The sequence below is a fragment of the Mucilaginibacter sp. OK268 genome (assembly GCF_900103125.1).
In the GTDB taxonomy this organism is placed as follows: domain Bacteria; phylum Bacteroidota; class Bacteroidia; order Sphingobacteriales; family Sphingobacteriaceae; genus Mucilaginibacter.
The window spans coordinates 54209-73067 of the sequence record NZ_FNJV01000001.1; the positions used below are offsets into that span (position 1 = coordinate 54209).

Sequence of the window (18859 nt, forward strand, 5' to 3'; positions counted from 1 at the left end):
GTCAAGAGATAAGAATCAGGAATCAAGATAAAGCACATATGCACGCGTCATTGCGAGGTACGAAGCAATCTCTAAGCTATACAGAACGACTCTGTAAGTAGGGGATTGCTTCGTACCTCGCAATGACGTGTGTTTAGAGTTAAGAGCAACAAAAAGGCCGGGCATTGATGCCCGGCCTTTTTTATTATGGAGGATTAACCTAAACTACTTTCCCCATTAGCGGATCACTAAAGCTGTGTTGCCCGGTTTCTACACGACCAGCATACCTTTTCTCAAATAATTGGCTGCCAGCGACTTTTACGCTGAAATCATACCAGCCATGGCTTTTGGCCAGGTTAAGTATCAGTGTACTTTGCCCTTTAGCTGCTAATACCTTTTTAAGGTTGTTGGTTTTATAAGCATGGTCCGTGATCTCGATGGTGTGGGCTTTGCCATCAGCGTTGGCCAGTTTTACGGCCACGTTACCAGTAAGCTTATTGCCTGTATGTTCGTAATCGCAGGTTACATCCAGGTGTGGATCGTTGGCGTTGCCTTTGTACTCCCGGAAGAAACCGTTAGGGCCGTAAACACGCAGATAGTACTCACCATTCTCAAATTCATGTACCGGCCAGTTATCAGTAAGGCTATCGCCTGCGGTAAGCGCATAAGCCCAGGTACGCAACGCTTCCATCTGCTGCGGATCATTAAAACTAACGTATTTACCCGGCGCATAAACATTAAAGGGGGCTCCGGTAGCTTTATCGCCAAATACCTTGTTATCGGCAGTGAATTTTATTTCGAACGATTTTTTATCGGCACTCAGCTTACCATCGGCATATAGCTGGTAGGGCAGAGCGCACGATGGTTTGATACCTTTTTCCTGTTGCGGCATGTATGGCGATGAGTGCGGATCTTTGTTAATCTGCGCAATCTCATCGGCAGTAAGCAGTTTATAGGTAGGCAGCTTTTTAAATTTGGCCTGGTGTATACTCTCTAAAAAAGCATCTTTGGCTACAAACTCTGGGTTGGCTATCTTTTCACCATTATAGGGTCTGAAAACGCTGGTCAAATCGCCGCAGATGGTACGGCGCCAGCTGCTGATGTTAGGCTCGGTAACTTTTTTACCTGTTTTTTTACTTAAAAAGTTCTCCAGGAATTGCAGGGTAGAGGTATGGTCAAACACCTCGGAGTTCACCCAGCCGCCCCTTGACCATGGGGAAGCGATAACCAAAGGCACGCGGAAACCCAGGCCTATAGAGCATTCCCTGTCAAACATCTGGGGGAAATTATTGCGGGCTTTTTCCTGTGCAAGGGTCACAAAATCAACACTGGTATCAATGCCTTTCGAAGTTAAACCCGTACCCGGTTTTTTAGAATGCGGCACTACAAATGGCGGAACGTGATCAAAGTAACCATCGTTTTCGTCGTAGGCTAATATGAAAATAGTTTTCTTCCAAACCTCGGGATTCTGGGTCAGGATATCCATTACTTCGGACACGTACCAGGCACCAAACCAGGCGGCGCTGGGATGGTCCGAGAAGTTTTCAGGAGCCGAGATCCAGGATACGGTTGGTAATTGCCCCGTTTTTACATCTTGCCTGAATTGATGTAACACATCACCTTTGGGTACCAGCAGTTCGCGTTCGGTGCCGTTATCATCATATTTCAGGTTTACCAGTTCGCGATAATGCGGATCATTGGTATTGGTGACAAAACCTTTCTGGTGCAGGTTTTTTTCGCGTTGCGATAAAGTAACGAATTTGCCTGGATCAAGACTGGCCATATCCTTTTTGATATTATCCAGGTCGCGTTTTTTCTGTTTCAGCTGTTTTTGCAGGTGATCGATATGCGCATCGCCGGCAGGCAAAGCGGCTATTTGTTTCTCAAGCGCGCTTATCTCATCGGGCAAAAGCGTAAATCTTTTTTGCAGATAGGTAATATGGTTATCATGCAGCTTGATGTTGTACTGGCCAAAAAATTCCAAAGGGTTATCCTGGAAGTTTGATAGCCATGAATCTTCCTCACCTTCAAAACCGCTGTCAATAGCCACCTCGTTCTGGTAATGCTTCCAGGAGATGCCATGATCTTCTAAGCGTTCCGGAAAAGTAGCCCAGTTGAGCGTGCCATAATCCATATCATCGTTCCATACGTGGGCCAGCGAATCTTCATGCTGCTCGGCGCGTATGGTACCGCTCCAGAAATATAACCTGTTAGGGTTGGTGCCGGTTAATGCCGAGCAAAAATTCTGGTCGCACACGGTAAAGGCATCGGCCAGGGCATAATAAAAGGGCAGATCCTCCCGGTTATAATAACCCATGGTAAGCGGCATGTGCTTATACTCTTTAATACCGTTTTGTTTTACATTGAGCCACTCATCATACTTGCCATCGTTACGGGCATTTACCTGGTTGGCCCAGGAATGTGGTAACGATGACATCCAGGTAGCTTTGGTACCTTTGATATCCAGGCGAAAAGGAGCATAAGTTTCACCGGCTTTGTTGGATTGCAGCCATACTTTATTTTTATTAGGCAGATCAATTGCCCGCGGATCGTTATATCCGCGCACGCCTTTAAGCGTACCATAGGTATGGTCAAAAGAGCGGTTTTCCTGCATCAGGATCACGATATGCTCGGCATCCAGGTAGGTACTGCCGGCGGCCGGGTTAATGGCCATCGCTTTTTGAATAGATTCGGGCAAAATACTGGCCATGCCAGCCGCACCGGTCAATAATGCTGCTTTCTTTAAAAAGTCTCTGCGGGTATCAAACATTAGTATTTATTTATTGGTCCATGGTCGATAGTCCATAGACCATGGTTGTTGTTTTGGTCCATAGTCGATGGTCCATAGACCATGATTAGTTTGTCAATATTAAGAAATTTTAAAATCTATTATCCGTGTCTGTGTTTCTAAATTTTAAATTAACCTATGGGGCTATCGACCATGGTCCATGGACTAACCTCTTGCTGCTATTACTTCCTCGCACAAGCCAAATGAAAGCGTCATACCGTTACCGCCCATTCCGTTGATAATGGTTACACCAGGTTCGATCTCGACCACCAGCTCGGTTGCCCCGTTAGTCATTTTGGGGTAAATACCATGCCATGACTGCAGGAGTTTCCAGTCCTTAAAGGTGGCAAAAGTATGTAAGTACTCTATTATTAAATTATTAATAAATGCCTTGTCAAAAGGATCGTGTACCAGGCCATATTCATGCGAATCGCCGATGGTGAGTTCACCACTGCCATTTTGCGAAACCATTACGTGGATGCCCCATTTCAAATGCGTAGCATACTGTTCTTCATAACGTTTGCGCAAAGCCGGTAGCGAAACTGCCGACTGAAAACCAGGGTAATGGATCATGGATAAACCACCACATAATGACGGGCCTATACGCCATTCATCAGGCTGGGTAACCAGGCGCATCATTTGCAGTTTACATTTAGTGATGGGGGTTTGAGCAAACAACTCAGGATATAGCGTTTCAAACTCGGCACCGCTGCATACAAATATTTCATCGGCCTGCCAGCTTTGGCTGCCTGATATTACTTTAGGGTGCTCGATACGACTAATGGCAGTGTTCCAGTGAAATTCCACACCATATTTTTCGGCCAGGTATTTGGCTACCTGCCCAACAGCCTCGCGCGATTCTACGATCATATCTTCGCCACTCCATAACGCGCCTTTTAATCCCTCCGGATTAACCGCCAAGGATTTGGCAAAGGTTTGAGCCGGGGTTAATAAGGCACAATCCCTGAATTGGTGATTAACCTCTACATATTCTTTAATCGCCTGCAACTCATCATCATGATAAGCCAGGTGCAATGAGCCTACTTCATTATGCCATATACCAGCTTCGGTACAAATGGTTTTCCAGATACTGCGCGACAGCATAGCGCGATCAAACATCGGTCCGGTTGCCTGCCCGATTGGCCATACCATGCCAAAATTACGAATGGATGCGCCAATGGCACGTTCGTTACGCTCAAATACGGTTACCTTATAGCCACGCATGGCTAAGGCGCGAGCTGTGGCTAAACCAACAATACCCGCTCCTATGATGATTGCGGAGCCCCCCCGCCCCCTAAAGGGGGAGTTTTCTGATGGGTTTGTATTCATTTTTTTAGTTTGATATGGTTATCAGATCATCACCAGTTAAATCAAGTTTTTTTTGACTTTTAACTTTTGAATTTTGACTTGGCCTGGCGCTCTGCAAAAAGTAAATGAGCGATAGCACACCACAGATGCCGCCAACAAGACCAACAATCATAACACCTTCCTGGAAAAAGTGGCCCCAGCTAATGTTTGGATGGCCAAGTTCTTTTACCAGCAGGATGCTTACACTGCCCAGATAGCCCATGGAGTCGGCTACATACATGATAAAACCTACGTTGCTTTTATAGTTAAAAGTGGCTATCATCCGCTCAAAAAATATGGCATTGTAAGGCACATAACCCAGGTATAGACCAAGTCCGGCCATGGTCATCCAGCTTATCGGACTGATCAGTTTCATGGTAAACAGCATGGTTGATATCCCCACCAATAGGCAGCCACCGATGATAAGCAGGTGAATGATACTGAAAGCCTTTAAGTTCTTTTTAACCAGGATAAGCAAACTCATAGCAACCAGTACAATGATGGATATGATGGAGTCGATATTGGTATAAATGCTGTTGCTTTTCACACCCAGATCGGCCCAGATCTCCACCTCAAAATTATCGCGCACATCACGCATAATAGTGAGTAGTACATAAATGATAATGGTAAGGATGATGCCCGGTAAAAACCGCATCAGGAATTGTTTACGTTCGGCGGCGTTCATGGGGCTGCGTTTGGTACGCAGCTTTTGGTCTTCGGCCGTAGGGGCTGGCATCAGCTCCATACAAAATACAAACAGCAAAAGTGGTAATACAAATATGGCGCCTGTTAAAAAGGGCATATGGTATTCGTTTACATGAAAAACGCTGAGCAGGGTGCGGCCAACGGTTTTTACAAAACCCGAGGCAAATATTAAGCTGATGGATAATACCGCGGCCATAAATTCGGTAGAGCGACGACCTTCCAGGTAACCAAATACCAAACCCCATATCAGTCCCAGCGGAAAGCCGTTGATGAACAGGAAAATGATATTGAAGGGAGCTGGTACAACAGCAAAGGCAAGCAATGCCATCCAGGCAATGCCTATTAGTGTTAAAATATAGCGGGCCCTGTTTTTGCTGTTTACCTCGGCTATAAAGCGGATACCATAAAACTTGCTGAAAGTATAGCCTACCACCTGGGCTATCACCAGCCATACCTTGTAATCAATATGCAGATATTGCTGACCGGTAAAAGTGCCTGCCGCAAAAGCTTTACGAAATGCATACATGGAAGTATACAAACCGAATGAGGCCACAGCCGCCATTATTGATAACAGGGAATAAGGCCATCTGGCTACTTTTACCCTGAGGTGGTCCATCAGTTTTAGCATTTTTATTGATTTATGATGTCAATTACCTGTGCTATATCATCAATAATGTGGCTGGGGTTATAAGGCTCTAACTGCTCACGGGTAAATGCTCCGGTAGTTACGGCAATAACATATTTGCAACCTACGTTTTGACCTTCGCGTACGTCAACTTCAGTATCGCCAACTTTAACAACCTGTAGCGGATCGGTAATACCCGCCTCCAGCATCATCTTTTGGATCATATAAGGATGCGGACGACCAAGCTCTACTTCGTCAGATCCAACTACGTAATCAATTAACCCTTTTTCGCGCCATTGCAGGCGGGTTACTATGGTATCGGCAATATCGCGTGAAAAGCCGGTGTTGATACCTACTTTTACACCGGCCGCGCGTAGGGCTGCCAGTGTTTCTTCTGCATGGGGCAGGGGCTCAATACCTGGTTCGTATTGGTAAAAACGGATCATCTGCTGAACAAATTCTTTATGGATATCGCTGATCAGTTCGGGAGTAATTTTATCGGTATCGTTTTCAATCAATAACAATATTTGTTTGATGGCCAGTGTTTTTTCATAGCCCATTAAAGGGTCGATCCGGTTAAGTTCGATGTTATAATTATATTTTTTTAAAGCCGCCTGAAAGGCTTTGCTTACTTCCTGATCGTCTTTAACCGTAGTGCCGGCAATGTCAAATACTACTAATTTAATGGCCATAATGTTGATAAATATTGTTTAGCAATAGTAAACTTTGTTTATTAATACCAAACTAAATTTGTGTTAAGATATAGTTAAGGGGCAAGAAATTTCCGTAGGAGCCATATCCTATATTGCAGAATAAGCCCTTGTTGACGAAGTAAATAAGCGCCTCTATACAAGTTATAATATTGAAAAATAAAACTAAATTTAAATATGGAAGTAATACTCGTTTCGGAAATTACCTGTCCGGTCTGCGGCTTTAAAAAGCAGGAGGAAATGCCTGAGAATGCCTGCCAGTATTTTTACCAATGCGATAACTGCAGGGCTTTATTGAAGCCCAAAGAAGGGGATTGCTGCGTTTTTTGCAGCTATGGTACTTATAAATGTCCACCTATACAGGTCAAGGGTTCGTGCTGCAATTAATTTAATAATAAAACAGTCGTTATTTTTTTTCTTCAAAAAAATAAACCGCGAGCATAATGGCTGTGGTTTTGCCCAGGTTTTTTGGGGTATGAGGGATGCGGCCATCAAATAACATGGAATCGCCCTGGTTTATGATTATTCGGTCGTCATTGAACTGATATTCTACATCACCCTGTAAAATATATTTGTACTCGAAGGCATCGGTTTCCACCAGTGGGCGCAGGGCACCGGGTTCAAGCTCCAATATGACAATATCAACAGTTGATTGTGTTATGGATTGGGTAAAAATGCGCTGGTAATGGAAGCCGATGGCATGCTCTTTTTCAAAATGATCATACTCATGTTTGCGTTTTATCAATACAGGCAAATGGTCACTTTTTGAGCGGATATCTTTGAAAAATTCATTCAGGTCAATTTCCAGGGCTTTAATGATCTCAATGAGTACCATGAGTGATGGTATGGTACGGCTGTTCTCAATCTGTGATATTAATCCCTTACTTACATTGGCCCGTATGGCTAGTTCCTGTACGGTGATGTTTTTTTCGCGGCGGCGTTCTTTTATCCGGTTACTGATCTGTATCAGTATGTCTTCTTCCATTGGTTAGTTTCCAGTTAGCGGGTGCAAAGTAGTTTTCAAAATCCAAAAGTCAAAACTCAAAAGCCGCCGATAAATTATGGCCGCACCAAAATTGACTTCCGGAAAAAGCTCATACAGTTACTTAAATACCTAATAATGATAGTAATGACTTAATAACGTTTAAACAACTATTAATATTAAGTATAAACGATATTTTACAAACATTTAATATTTTCATAATGTGGATACCCTTTATTTGCAGAAAATAAACTAACCATGGCTTTTTCTCAATATGATCCGCAGGCTGTTGTAAATGAAGTGTTTTCACTTTATGTGAAATTCGGTGACGAAGATTATATAGGCGAACCGGTTTCGCAACTGGAACACATGTCGCAAGCCGCTGCTTTGGCCCAGGCCGAAGGTTTTGATGACGAGGTGGTACTGGCCGCTTTTTTCCATGATATAGGTCATTTATGTGCTGATGCAGAGGAGGCAGGAAGCATGGATGGCATGGGTAACGTTGATCATGAAAAACTGGGTGCCGATTATTTATTGGAGCGTGGTTTTTCTGAAAGGGTGGCCAACCTGGTGCAGGGCCACGTGATAGCGAAGCGTTACCTGACTTATAAATATCCGGAATATTACAACCGGTTGTCTGACGCGAGCAAGGCTACGCTGGAATTTCAGGGAGGTGTGATGACCGAAGAAGAGGCTACGGATTTTGAGTCGAACCCTGATGCTGAGCTGATTATACGGCTTCGCTACTGGGATGACATGGCCAAAGAGATGAACCAACCCGTAAATAACCTCGATTATTTAAAATCTATAGCGCTAACCCATTTGCAACTGGTAAACAGTTGATATTCCCATATTAAGTTTTTGTAAGATATATGTAATTACGCTGTTACAAAAACTGCCTGCTTAACACAGGGTGAACATAAGATTAAGTATAGCTTAATACTAAGTTGGTTTACTAATAATAAACAAAGTTTAGTATTGCTGCATGAAAAAATCAATCCTTTCACCTTTAAATTTTAGCAGATGAACAAGTTTTACCAGAGACTAAAAAACCTTATCACGGTTTTATTATTTTGTATAACGCCATCTATTTTATTTGGACAAACCAAAATAAGCGGTACAGTTACCGACGAAAACCATTTGCCGCTTCCGGGAGTAAGTGTGAGAATTAAAGATCAAACCAAAGGTACTGTTACCGATGTGGATGGTCATTACTTTCTGACAGCCTCCAATGGGCAAACACTCATTTTTACATTTATTGGCTATACCCCGCAATCTGTAGTAGTGAGCGACAAGGCCATTATCAATGTAAGCATGAACGGTAATAGCCGAACCCTTAATGAGGTTGTTGTAACCGCTCTAGGTGTTAAAAAGGAAACCCGTCGTATTGGTTATGCCCTGCAGGCAGTTAACGGTGCCGATGTAACTACCGCACGTGACCCTAACCCTATTACCGGTTTAACAGGTAAAGTGGCGGGTTTATCGGTAGGTCCATCGGCGGAGTTATTGGGTAACCCTTCGGTATTAATAAGGGGTAACTCGGTAACCCTGTATGTGGTTGACGGTTTCCCGATCAATACAGATACTTATAATATCAGTCCTGATGATATTGAAACCTATACTGTATTGAAAGGCCCTGCTGCAGCCGCGTTATATGGTAGCCGCGCACAAAATGGCGCTATCCTGATCACCACTAAAAAAGGTGAAAAGAACAAAAAAGGATTAACAGTTGATATTAACAGCAGTACCGTGATGAATACCGGTTTCCTGGCATTCCCACGTACACAAAGCTCATTTGGTCCGGGCGAAAACACTTTTTATACCTTTGTTGATGGTAAAGGTGGCGCACCAGGTGGTGTGGATAGTGATTATGACGTTTGGGGTCCTTATTTTGCAGGTCAGTTAATACCACAATATGACAGCCCTGTTGTTAACGGCGTACGCCAGGGGACTCCATGGGTTGCACGTGGTAAAGATAACCTGAAAAACTTCTTGAAAACAGGATATCAAACCAATAACAATATTTCATTGGGTGCGGTTGGTGATACTTATGTTACCCGTTTTTCGGTTTCACAACAGCATCAAACCAGCTATATTCCTGCACAATACCTGGATATAGCCAATGCTAACTTTTACGCATCATTTACACCAACCAGCCGTTGGAAATTTGAAGCTAACGTTGATTTCAACAGACAGTCAACTGATAATTTCCCTGACGTACAATACGGTCCGAACAGTATTATTTACAATATAGCTGTATGGACCGGTGCCGACTGGAATATTAACGCACCTGATATCAAAGCTATCTGGCAACCGGGTAAAGAAGGTGTTCAATCGGTATTTGCCGAGTATACCCGTTACCATAACCCTTATTTGTTAACTGAAAAATGGACAAGGGGACATTATAAAAATGATGTTTATGGGTATGTATCCGGTAACTTTAAGATCAATGATAACCTGAATGCTACTTTACGTTCACAGATTGATACCTATAACATCTTACGTACAGAGGATCTGCCTTTCTCTGCTCACCCTTATGGCCGTGAAGGTAACCAGGGCGATTACCGCGAAGATCGCCGTAACCTGTTTGATAACAACACAGAGTTAATGTTAAACTATAACTACACCATTCAAAAATTCCTGAATTTATCGGGTGTGGTAGGTTCAAACTTGCGTAGTTTTAATTATAACTCCAGCTGGACATCAACCGATTATTTGAATGTACCTGAGGTTTATTCCTTCAGCAACTCAAAAAACGCGATACAGTCAACCAGCTTTAGTTCACAAGAGCGTGTATTGAGTGGTTATTACTCTTTAGATGCTACTTTTGGTAAATATGCTACTTTATCAAGCACCGGTCGTGTTGATAAATCATCAGCTTTCCAAAACGTAACTACTTATTATTATCCAAGCTTATCGGCAGCCACGGTGATCTCTGATTACATTAAACTGCCTGAAGTTGTTTCCTTCTTAAAAGCAAGGGCATCATATTCAACAGTTAAGGCTGATGCTTCGAGCCCAACCATCGGTCCTGCTCCTTTTAATGCTATTTCGGTATATGGTGGTTCAACAACTACCAGCAACCCTAACGCTAATCCCTTATTCCTGAATCCGCTGGGTTATGGCAGTACTTATAACTCGCCATACAACGGCCCAAGCTATCAGCTTAATCCGTTTTACTTAACCAGCAAACCATACAACAGCCAGCCGGCAGCTTCAGCCTCCGACTTCCTATACCAGAACGGTATCAAAACATCAACCCGTGTTAACTACGAAGAAGGTTTTGATATTAAATTCTTACAAAACCGTTTAGGTCTTTCTGCTACGGCTTTCCAATACATTGATGGTCCGCAGATATTAGCTAACAGCATTTCAACCGCTACCGGTTACACCACTTTATACCTGAATGCTTTAAAAACCAGAAAAACTGGTTATGAAGCTTCCATAGAAGGTACACCGATCAAAAACTTAGGCGGCTTTAGCTGGAATGTTCTGGTTAACGTATCAACCTTTAAAGATGTATACGAGCAATTGCCACCGGATAAAACCAGTCCCACCGGATATCAGAATACTTACAATCAGTTCTTTAAACAAGGCGACCGTACCGATAAGTTATATGGTACTGCCTTTGCAAGAACTCCACAAGGGCAGATCATTAATGACGCTGCCGGTAAACCTTTGGTGTTACCTGTTGCCCAGTACCTGGGTAACGAAAATGCTAAATACCAATGGAGTGTTGCCAACAAATTCCATTATAAAAACTTTAACCTGGGTTTCCAGTTTGACGGATCTGTTGGTGGTGTAATTATTGATTACATGCACAATAAAACCATGCGTGGTGGTGCCAATATTGAAACAGCTACAGGCGCCCTTGGTGATGCCCGTTATAAAGACTGGCAAAACTTTGGTAAAGCAGGTTACAATGGCAGCTACGTGGGCGAAGGTGTAACCGTATCAAACGGAACATCTATCAATTACGATCCAGTAACAGGTAAAATAATAAACTACGCCGCATTGCAATACTCACCTAACAAACAAACCGCTTTGGTACAGGATTATGTGAGTAAGTATTACAATGTTGATGAGTCAAACCTCATGAGCAAAACATTCTCCAAACTGCGCGAAGTAACACTGGGTTATGATTTCCCGAAAGCATGGCTTGATAAATCGTTCATCAGAAAAGCATCCCTATCGGTATATGGCCGTAACTTATTGTATTTCTATGGTGACAAACGCTTTAAGGATGTGGATTTAGATCAATACAACTATGCTACCTCAAGCACTGTTTTACAGTCGCCAACCGTACGTAGCTATGGTGTCAACTTAAATGTATCATTCTAATTTAAAAATTGAATAATGATGAAAAAGATATTTATCAATTACTTACTGCCGGTATTTATGGTATTGGCGGTAACGGGCTGTAAAAAGAGCTTTGAAGATCTGACCAAGAATAACAACGTGCCCAGCACCGTGCCTGCATCGCTGTTATTTAACGGTATATTAAATAAAATGGCCGATCTGCCGCAAAGCAGTAACGAGATATATTGCCAGTATTACATCTATAACTACGATTATTATGGCAATAACCGGTATGATGGCTTTGCCAGCGGCGGTGATAACTACTATAATTCCTTAAAAAACGTGTTAGTTATGGAGAAACAAGCTGCCGCTTCTGGTGGTGCCGCGGTTAACCCATATGAAGCATTAGGGAAGTTTTTCAGGGCCTATTTCTTTAGCAAAATGAGTTTGGAAGAAGGCGATATCCCAATGACCGACGCGTTAAAAGGGCTGGATAACCTTACGCCAACTTATGACACTCAAAAAGCTGTAATGACTCAGGCACTGGCCTGGTTAGAGAGTGCTAACACCGATTTGGCCCAGTTGATCAAAGATCCAACAGTAGGTGGCACAGGTGTTGGTGCAACGCTTTCAAATGATATTTATTTGGGTAACGATTTGACTAAATGGCAAAAAACGGTTAACACTTTTAGGATAAGGTTGCTGCTTGCTTTAAGCAAAAAAACTGTGGATATTGATGTTAAAACTCAGTTTGCTAATATCATTGCTAATCCAACGCAGTATCCTTTAATGACCAGCAATGATGATAACCTGCAATACAAATTTGTAGCGCCAAGCAACTACTATCCTCAAAATCCAGATAATTTTGGACAAAACGGGTCAAGACAAAATATGTCTGCAACTTATGTTGGCTTACTTACCCAATTTAACGACCCGAGGGTATTTGTAACTGCCGAGCCTTCGCGCTATAGTGTAGATACCCTGAAAAAAAGCCCGACTGATTTTGCCGCATTTATTGGCGCCGATCCGGGTCTTGACCTTGGTGTGATGTATAATAACGCTACATTGCAGCGTTACTCATTTATAAACCGTAAGCACTTTTATTCAACTTATACCGGCGAACCGAGTATACAGATAGGTTACCCGGAACTGATGTTTAATATTGCCGAAGGTATTAACCTGGGTTGGGCATCGGGCAATGCCGAAACGTATTATGTTAACGGTATACAGGCGTCATTCCAGTATTATGCCATTCCAACAGGTACAGGTATATTTACCGCTTATTTTTATCGTCCGGGTGCTACAAAGGGCCCTGCAGATCAGTCGAGTTATGATACTTACCCCATTACGGTAAACTGGACTAATTATTACGCTCAAGCCGCGGTTAAATACGCAGGCGGAGCAACAGGTCTTAAACAAATATTGCAGCAAAAATATCTGGCCTTGTTCCGCCACTCAGGTTTGGAATCATATTTTACTTATCGTCGTACTGGGGTGCCTACTTTTACCACCGGCCCGGGTACTGGTAATGGTACGCGTATACCACTGCGTTTTGAATATCCAACTTCAGAAAGAACCGTTAATGCAGTAAATTATAATAAAGCATTAAGCAGCCAATATGGCGGCAGCGATGATATTAACGCTACAATGTGGATACTGAAATAACAATTCGTTGTATTTTTATATTGATAAGGACCCTCTTTAATTAGGGGGTCTTTATTATTTTAAATAAATAGAAACTTATGCATAATAAAATCCTTGTATCTCTTGCTTTTTGTTTAAGTACCTGCATGGTTTCATTTGCGCAAAAGCAAATCAGTATTTTGCAGGTTCCCGCTGCCAACCAGTTCTGTAAAATTAACCAGGGCGGTATTTCTGTTTTACCAAGTGGCAGGTTTATAACGCCTGCAGGCAATGCTATACGGATTACACATGACCCTTTTGGTTTATCTATATCACCCGATGGTAAAAAGGCGGTAACATTACATAATGGGGTTATTGAAATTATCGATCTTCCTTCAATGAGCGCTCTAAGAGTGCCCAGTTACGACAAGAAAATAAAATCACCTTTATCAAAGGGTTCATTCCTGGGTGTGGCTTTCTCGCCAGATTCTAAAACTTTGTATCTGAGTGGGGGTGATGACGGAGCGGTTATTATTTACGATGCTGAAAAATTTGAACGGATAGATTCTTTGTCTTTAAATGGTAAAGTTGGCGATATGGACTACGAGGATAGTTTTACTTCGGATCTACAGCTTAACACGGCAAACAATGAATTATTGGTGCTTGACCGCGGAAATTTTCGCTTGGTTAGATTAGATCTGAACACAAAAAAAATAACCTCCTCAATTAATGTTGGGCGTCAGCCCTTCGGTCTGGCTTTAAGTCCGGATAAAAAAACAGCTTTTGTGGCCAATGTGGGGATGTATTCGTATCCATTAATTACAGGAGCCACCCCTCAAAATGCCGATTCCATTCGGATATCTCAACATCCTTATGGCGATAATACCAAAGAATCGCGCGAAGGAACAGTAATTGAGGGGCGAAAGATACCAGGTGTTGGTGATCCATTGGCACCTGAGGCCATGAGTGTATTCACAATTGATTTGACCACCAACAAAGTGATCGATAAGTTTAAAACCGGTCACCAAATAGGGCAGATGCTGGAGGATGCAGAGGTCACAGGCGGCGCAAGCCCTAACTCTATTACCGTGGGCGGCAGTTATGCCTATGTAACAAATGCTACCAATGATAATATTACCATTATTGATTACAAGAACCATAAACTGTTAGGGGATATTCCTATTAAAGTTGACAGTCGAATTGATAAATACCGGGGACTGCTGCCATTTGGTATTTGTTTGAGTAAGGATGAGCAAACCTTATATGTTGCCTTATTGGGTTTTAATGCCGTTGCTGTAATTGATGTGCCAACCAAAACCACAAAAGGGTTAATCCCAACTGGTTGGGGAACTTCGCGGGTAAAATTGTCGGCAGATGAAAAGGAAATGTATATTACTTCATGCCGGGGTTACGGTGCAGGCCCAAATGGCGGCTATGGTTTTGTTTCGCCACCCCAGGGTACTTATATCGGCGATATTCAGTTAGGTACATTTCAAAAAGTTCCTTTACCCGGCCCGACCCAGCTGGCAACTTATACCAGGCAGGTTATTGATAATACATTTATCAGTAAAAATATCCCGGTTACCACTAAAAATCCATTACCGGTATTGCCGGGCTCATCGCCTACACCTATTAAATATATTGTTTACATTACTAAGGAGAATCGCACTTATGATGAAGTGCTGGGGCAGTTAAAAAATGCAAAGGGGGATAGTACGCTTTCGCGTTTTGGTGTAAACTGTGAATATACTTTGCCCGATGCTTTACGGGTAAAATTTCCGGGATTAAAAGTATCACCTAATCACATTAAAGCTGCACAACAATTTGCTTTTTCAGATAATTATTATTGCGATAGTGATGCCTCCATACATGGTCACCATTGGATGATGGGGGTTATCCCCAACGAGTGGGTAGAGGCAAATTCTAATGTAAGCAAAACGGCAAAATTATTTTCAAAAGCCCCGGGGCGCCGCTTTCCTGGTTCAACAGGTAGTATGGATCCCGAGGACTTTGCCGAAACAGGTGGCCTTTGGGAAGCATTGGAGAGAAAGCATGTGGGATTTTATAACTTTGGTGAAGCCAATGAAACAGCCCATGTGCGCGAAGAGTGGCAGGATACCACCACGGGGGCTGCCCATCTGGTAATGGTTCCTATGCAAAAAGCGTTGTTTACCAGAACAAGTCATAACTATGCCGGCTTTAATACCAACATTCCCGACCAGTTTAGGATGGAGCAGTTTGAGGGCGAGTTTATTAAAATGTGGATCAAGGGAAAAAAGAAGATGCCATCGCTCATAACGATGCAGGTACCAAATGATCATGGGGCCGATATAAGGCCTGATGACGGATATCCTTACAGGCAATCGTACATGGCGGATAATGACCTTGCAGTTGGTCGCATTCTGCACTTTTTATCTCGTACCAAATACTGGAAAAATATGCTGGTAATTATTACTGAAGATGACCCCCAGGGCGGTGTTGACCATATTGATGCTCACCGTTCTATATTAATGCTGGCCGGACCTTATGTTAAAAAGGGGTATGTAAGTCATACTCATGCCAACTTTGGATCGATATTAAAAACTATTTACAATATACTGGATGTGCCGTATGTAAACCAATACGATGTTACGGCTACATTATTACAAGATTTTTTTACAGACAAGCCCGATTTTAGCCCGTATACCTTTGTAAAGAGCGATACCCGGGTGTTTGATCCGCAAAAGGCCATGAGCAGGTATAACAAAACGATAGATTGGCGTAAAATTGAAAAAGGCCCCGAAATGGACGATGAGGATCGCGAAAGGGAAGATCATTACAAACAAAAAAGACCGGCAAAAGTAGCTGATAAAAACTAAGCAGGCTACTCATTAATAAGTATGTAATCTATCAGAATGAAATTACTTTTAATAACATCAATATTCTTTTTATTAGCAGCAAGTGATAACTGGCAACCAAATCAGGCACCGGCATCAAAACACAAATTCATAATTGCCGCACACCGTGGCGATCATGTGATCTATCCGGAAAATACATTGGCCGCATACAAGGAAGCCATCAAAAACGAGGCGGATTATGTAGAGATCGATCTGAGGACAACCAAAGACGGCGAACTGGTAAGCATGCACGATGGCAGTGTAAACCGGATGACCAATGGCCAGGGACAGGTTAAAGATTTGACCCTGGCTGAGCTTGAATCACTGACAGTGAAAAATAAGGATACTACATCAACGGCGGTTTTCCGTATCCCAACATTTAAGCAGATCTTGCAATTGTGCAAAAATAAGATCAATATCTATCTTGATTTTAAAGCTGCCGACCCGGCCATTGCCTATCAAATGATCAAACAATATGGTATGGAGAAACAGGTGTTGGTTTACATCAACAGCGCTCCGCAGTTTAGCGGTTGGCGTAAAGCTGCCCCCAAAATGCCCCTGATGCTGAGTTTGCCCGATAGCGTTAAAACAGTTGCAGGGATGGGAGATTTTATCACTAAATATCAGCCTGATATATTGGATGGCAGCTATAAACAGTATAGCTCAGAGATGGTAAAACTGGCCGAGGAGAAACACATCCCCGTTTGGCCCGATATTCAAAGTGCCGGCGAAGGTGCTGCAGATTGGGATAAGGCGCTGGCCATTGGGTTATCTGGCCTGCAAACCGATCACCCTGCCGCACTGGTGAAATATTTAAAGAGTAAAGGCTTGAGGTAATTTAAAACACGTCATTGCGAGGTACGAAGCAATCCCCGACTTACAGAGGGGCTCTGTACAGCATAGAGATTGCTTCGTGCCTCGCAATGACGCTTTTTTTGTTGGCATATTTATTTCTATTCACACTCCAATCCTTAATTCTAACTTAACACCTGTACCGTATTTTTACTAAAAAAATAAACATGAGCACCCGCAGAGACTTTATTGGTACCGGACTGGCCGGTATAGCAGCCTTAATCTTACTGCCTGCTGTTAATACTTTTGCAAACGTTAATAACGAGTATAACCGCCAAAATAAAGGCAGGCTTAAACTGCGTTTTGCCTTGGCATCTGATATTCATTACGGACAGCCGGATACCGATTATGCGCTGAACACCGGCAATATGGTTAAATGGATCAATGCCGATCATGCTAAAAACCACCTGGATATGGTGATCGTGAATGGCGATCTGGTGCACAACCGCCCCGATCTATTGCCAGAGATAAAAACTCAATACCTTGATAAATTCAATATGCCATACCATACCATTCCGGGTAACCATGATTTTGCTGATGCTGCTCTGTGGCAAAAGAACTTTGGTTATGAAGATAAGTATACCGTAGAGTTTGGTGACATAGCCTTTGTACTGGCCAATACTGCCGATACAAAAGGGACCTATGTTTGCCCGGATAATGTTTTTATCAAAGCGTCATTAGAGAAATTCAAAGACAAGAAGATTGTGTTTGTGATACTGCATATTGCCCCGTTCAAATGGCAAAAAGATGATTTTTTTGTGGATTGTCCCGAAACTATGGAACTGCTGCATGGTTATCCGAATGTAAAGGCTACTTTTCACGGGCATGATCATTTGCTTGATGGGATACGTTATACCGGCGATAAGTTCCCGCATTTTTTTGATTCGCACATTGGCGGTAACTGGGGTACCGATTATAAAGGATACCGCATAGTAGAGATTGATGATCAAAACGCTATCTACACTTACCAGGTAAATGCCAGTCAAAACCCGGTTTTGAATTCCAATAAATTATAAATAGGGAGACACATGTAATGTGTCTCTACGAAAATGAAATGTAAAGACGCATCACATGCGTCTCCGAATAAGATTATTTCTCAGATGGGAATTTTAGCCCTATCTGCGCGCGGGCCTTGTCAATCAGGTCGATCATTTGTTTTGACATTTGGTGGCTGATAACAGGGCTTTCTGTTTTACCCGCCTCGATCAGGTCACAAAAGTGAGCTATCTCATAATTAAGACCGCCGGCAACAAACGGTTCATGCAATTCAACAACCCGGCCGTCGAGGTAATCAATAGTAGCACGGGCGGGGTTCCACCAATTTTTATGTATGGTGATATGGCCCAGCGGCCCGGCAATCAGCGCATCGCCTTTGCCATGCAGATCAAATCCGGCATATAATTGGGAGTATCCGCCGGCATGTTGTGTTTGAAATATGGTGAACATATCCACCCCGGTGCTGCCAAAGCGCCCCATCGCTTGTACATCCTGCAGGTCGCCAAGCCAGTCAATCGCCAAAAAAGCTTCATATATACCTATCTGCGTCAAGCCGCCGCCAGCAAGTTCCAGACTGAAATTAGGATGGGCGATAGAAAGATCCGCGACCGAGGATCCTGCGCGGACATAACCTGCCGGGCCGATTGGATCCTGGGTAAGATGTTCTTTTAAACGCAGGTATAAAGGATAGAAGGCTGGTTTCATACCTTCCATAAAAATTAAGTTGTACTCTTTTGCTACGGCAAGAACCTGTTCCAGTTCGACAAGGTTAACGGTAACCGGTTTTTCGCAAAGTACATGTTTGCCGGCCTTTAATGCGGCAATGCTATAAGCAGCATGGCTATCTGGGAGTGTGGCAATATACACGGCATCGATATCGGAGGCCAACAACTCATCAACACTGGCGCAGGCCATGCCACCGTATTGTTCTACAAAGGCATTAACAGTTGAAGGTCTTCTTGACCATGAGGCCACTAGTTGAGTATCGGGCAATACCTGAAGGCCTTGCATAAACCGATGGGCAATACGCCCGCAACCTATTATTCCCCATTTTGTCATAGTCATAAATCAAAAGCC

Annotated in this window: 13 protein-coding genes; 7 read left to right on the plus strand and 6 right to left on the minus strand. The window is 43.0% G+C overall.

Annotated elements, in window-relative coordinates; translation table 11 throughout:
• Positions 1 to 199: 199 nt before the first annotated feature.
• The 4 genes from BLR84_RS00215 to BLR84_RS00230 all read right to left on the minus strand — a co-directional run bounded on the left by BLR84_RS00215 (position 200) and on the right by BLR84_RS00230 (position 6136).
• Positions 200 to 2749 carry a phosphocholine-specific phospholipase C gene (locus BLR84_RS00215; RefSeq protein WP_090462681.1) on the minus strand — a complete coding sequence of 850 codons (2550 nt, stop codon included), beginning with the start codon at positions 2747 to 2749 and terminating at the stop codon, positions 200 to 202.
• 183 nt (positions 2750 to 2932) lie between these two features.
• The gene (locus tag BLR84_RS00220; protein WP_090462684.1) at positions 2933 to 4096 is read right to left on the minus strand and encodes a TIGR03364 family FAD-dependent oxidoreductase; all 1164 of its coding nucleotides are present in this window, start codon (positions 4094 to 4096) and stop codon (positions 2933 to 2935) included.
• 4 nt (positions 4097 to 4100) lie between these two features.
• On the minus strand, positions 4101 to 5447 hold the full coding sequence (locus tag BLR84_RS00225) for a DUF5690 family protein (protein WP_090462688.1): 1347 nt from the start codon (positions 5445 to 5447) through the stop codon (positions 4101 to 4103).
• A 2-nt stretch (positions 5448 to 5449) separates the two neighbouring features.
• The gene (locus tag BLR84_RS00230) at positions 5450 to 6136 is read right to left on the minus strand and encodes an HAD hydrolase-like protein (protein ID WP_090462691.1); all 687 of its coding nucleotides are present in this window, start codon (positions 6134 to 6136) and stop codon (positions 5450 to 5452) included.
• A 195-nt stretch (positions 6137 to 6331) separates the two neighbouring features.
• Between BLR84_RS00230 and BLR84_RS30475 the strand changes: the two genes are divergently transcribed.
• Positions 6332 to 6541, plus strand: coding sequence for a GDCCVxC domain-containing (seleno)protein (locus BLR84_RS30475; RefSeq protein WP_090462694.1), 210 nt, complete (start codon positions 6332 to 6334; stop codon positions 6539 to 6541).
• A gap of 19 nt (positions 6542 to 6560) precedes the next feature.
• Here BLR84_RS30475 and BLR84_RS00240 read toward each other — a convergent pair whose 3' ends face one another.
• The gene (locus BLR84_RS00240) at positions 6561 to 7139 is read right to left on the minus strand and encodes a helix-turn-helix domain-containing protein (protein WP_090462697.1); all 579 of its coding nucleotides are present in this window, start codon (positions 7137 to 7139) and stop codon (positions 6561 to 6563) included.
• Positions 7140 to 7394: 255 nt separating this feature from the next.
• Between BLR84_RS00240 and BLR84_RS00245 the strand changes: the two genes are divergently transcribed.
• The 6 genes from BLR84_RS00245 (at position 7395) to BLR84_RS00270 (ending at position 17802) form a co-directional block, all read left to right on the plus strand.
• Positions 7395 to 7979, plus strand: coding sequence for a phosphonate degradation HD-domain oxygenase (locus BLR84_RS00245; RefSeq protein WP_090462700.1), 585 nt, complete (start codon positions 7395 to 7397; stop codon positions 7977 to 7979).
• 180 nt (positions 7980 to 8159) lie between these two features.
• Positions 8160 to 11477, plus strand: a complete 3318-nt coding sequence (locus BLR84_RS00250; protein WP_090462703.1) for a SusC/RagA family TonB-linked outer membrane protein — start codon at positions 8160 to 8162, stop codon at positions 11475 to 11477.
• Positions 11478 to 11495: 18 nt separating this feature from the next.
• A complete protein-coding gene (locus BLR84_RS00255) occupies positions 11496 to 13100 on the plus strand; it encodes a SusD/RagB family nutrient-binding outer membrane lipoprotein (protein ID WP_090462706.1) in 1605 nt (534 codons plus the stop codon).
• A 77-nt stretch (positions 13101 to 13177) separates the two neighbouring features.
• Positions 13178 to 15916, plus strand: coding sequence for a phosphoesterase (locus BLR84_RS00260; RefSeq protein ID WP_090462708.1), 2739 nt, complete (start codon positions 13178 to 13180; stop codon positions 15914 to 15916).
• 36 nt (positions 15917 to 15952) lie between these two features.
• The gene (locus BLR84_RS00265) at positions 15953 to 16771 is read left to right on the plus strand and encodes a glycerophosphodiester phosphodiesterase family protein (protein WP_090462710.1); all 819 of its coding nucleotides are present in this window, start codon (positions 15953 to 15955) and stop codon (positions 16769 to 16771) included.
• Between the two features lie 182 nt (positions 16772 to 16953).
• Positions 16954 to 17802, plus strand: coding sequence for a metallophosphoesterase family protein (locus tag BLR84_RS00270; RefSeq protein WP_090462712.1), 849 nt, complete (start codon positions 16954 to 16956; stop codon positions 17800 to 17802).
• 73 nt (positions 17803 to 17875) lie between these two features.
• Here BLR84_RS00270 and BLR84_RS00275 read toward each other — a convergent pair whose 3' ends face one another.
• Positions 17876 to 18847 (minus strand): Gfo/Idh/MocA family protein, encoded by a 972-nt coding sequence (locus BLR84_RS00275; protein WP_090462714.1) that lies wholly within the window; start codon positions 18845 to 18847, stop codon positions 17876 to 17878.
• Between the last annotated feature and the right edge of the window lie 12 nt (positions 18848 to 18859).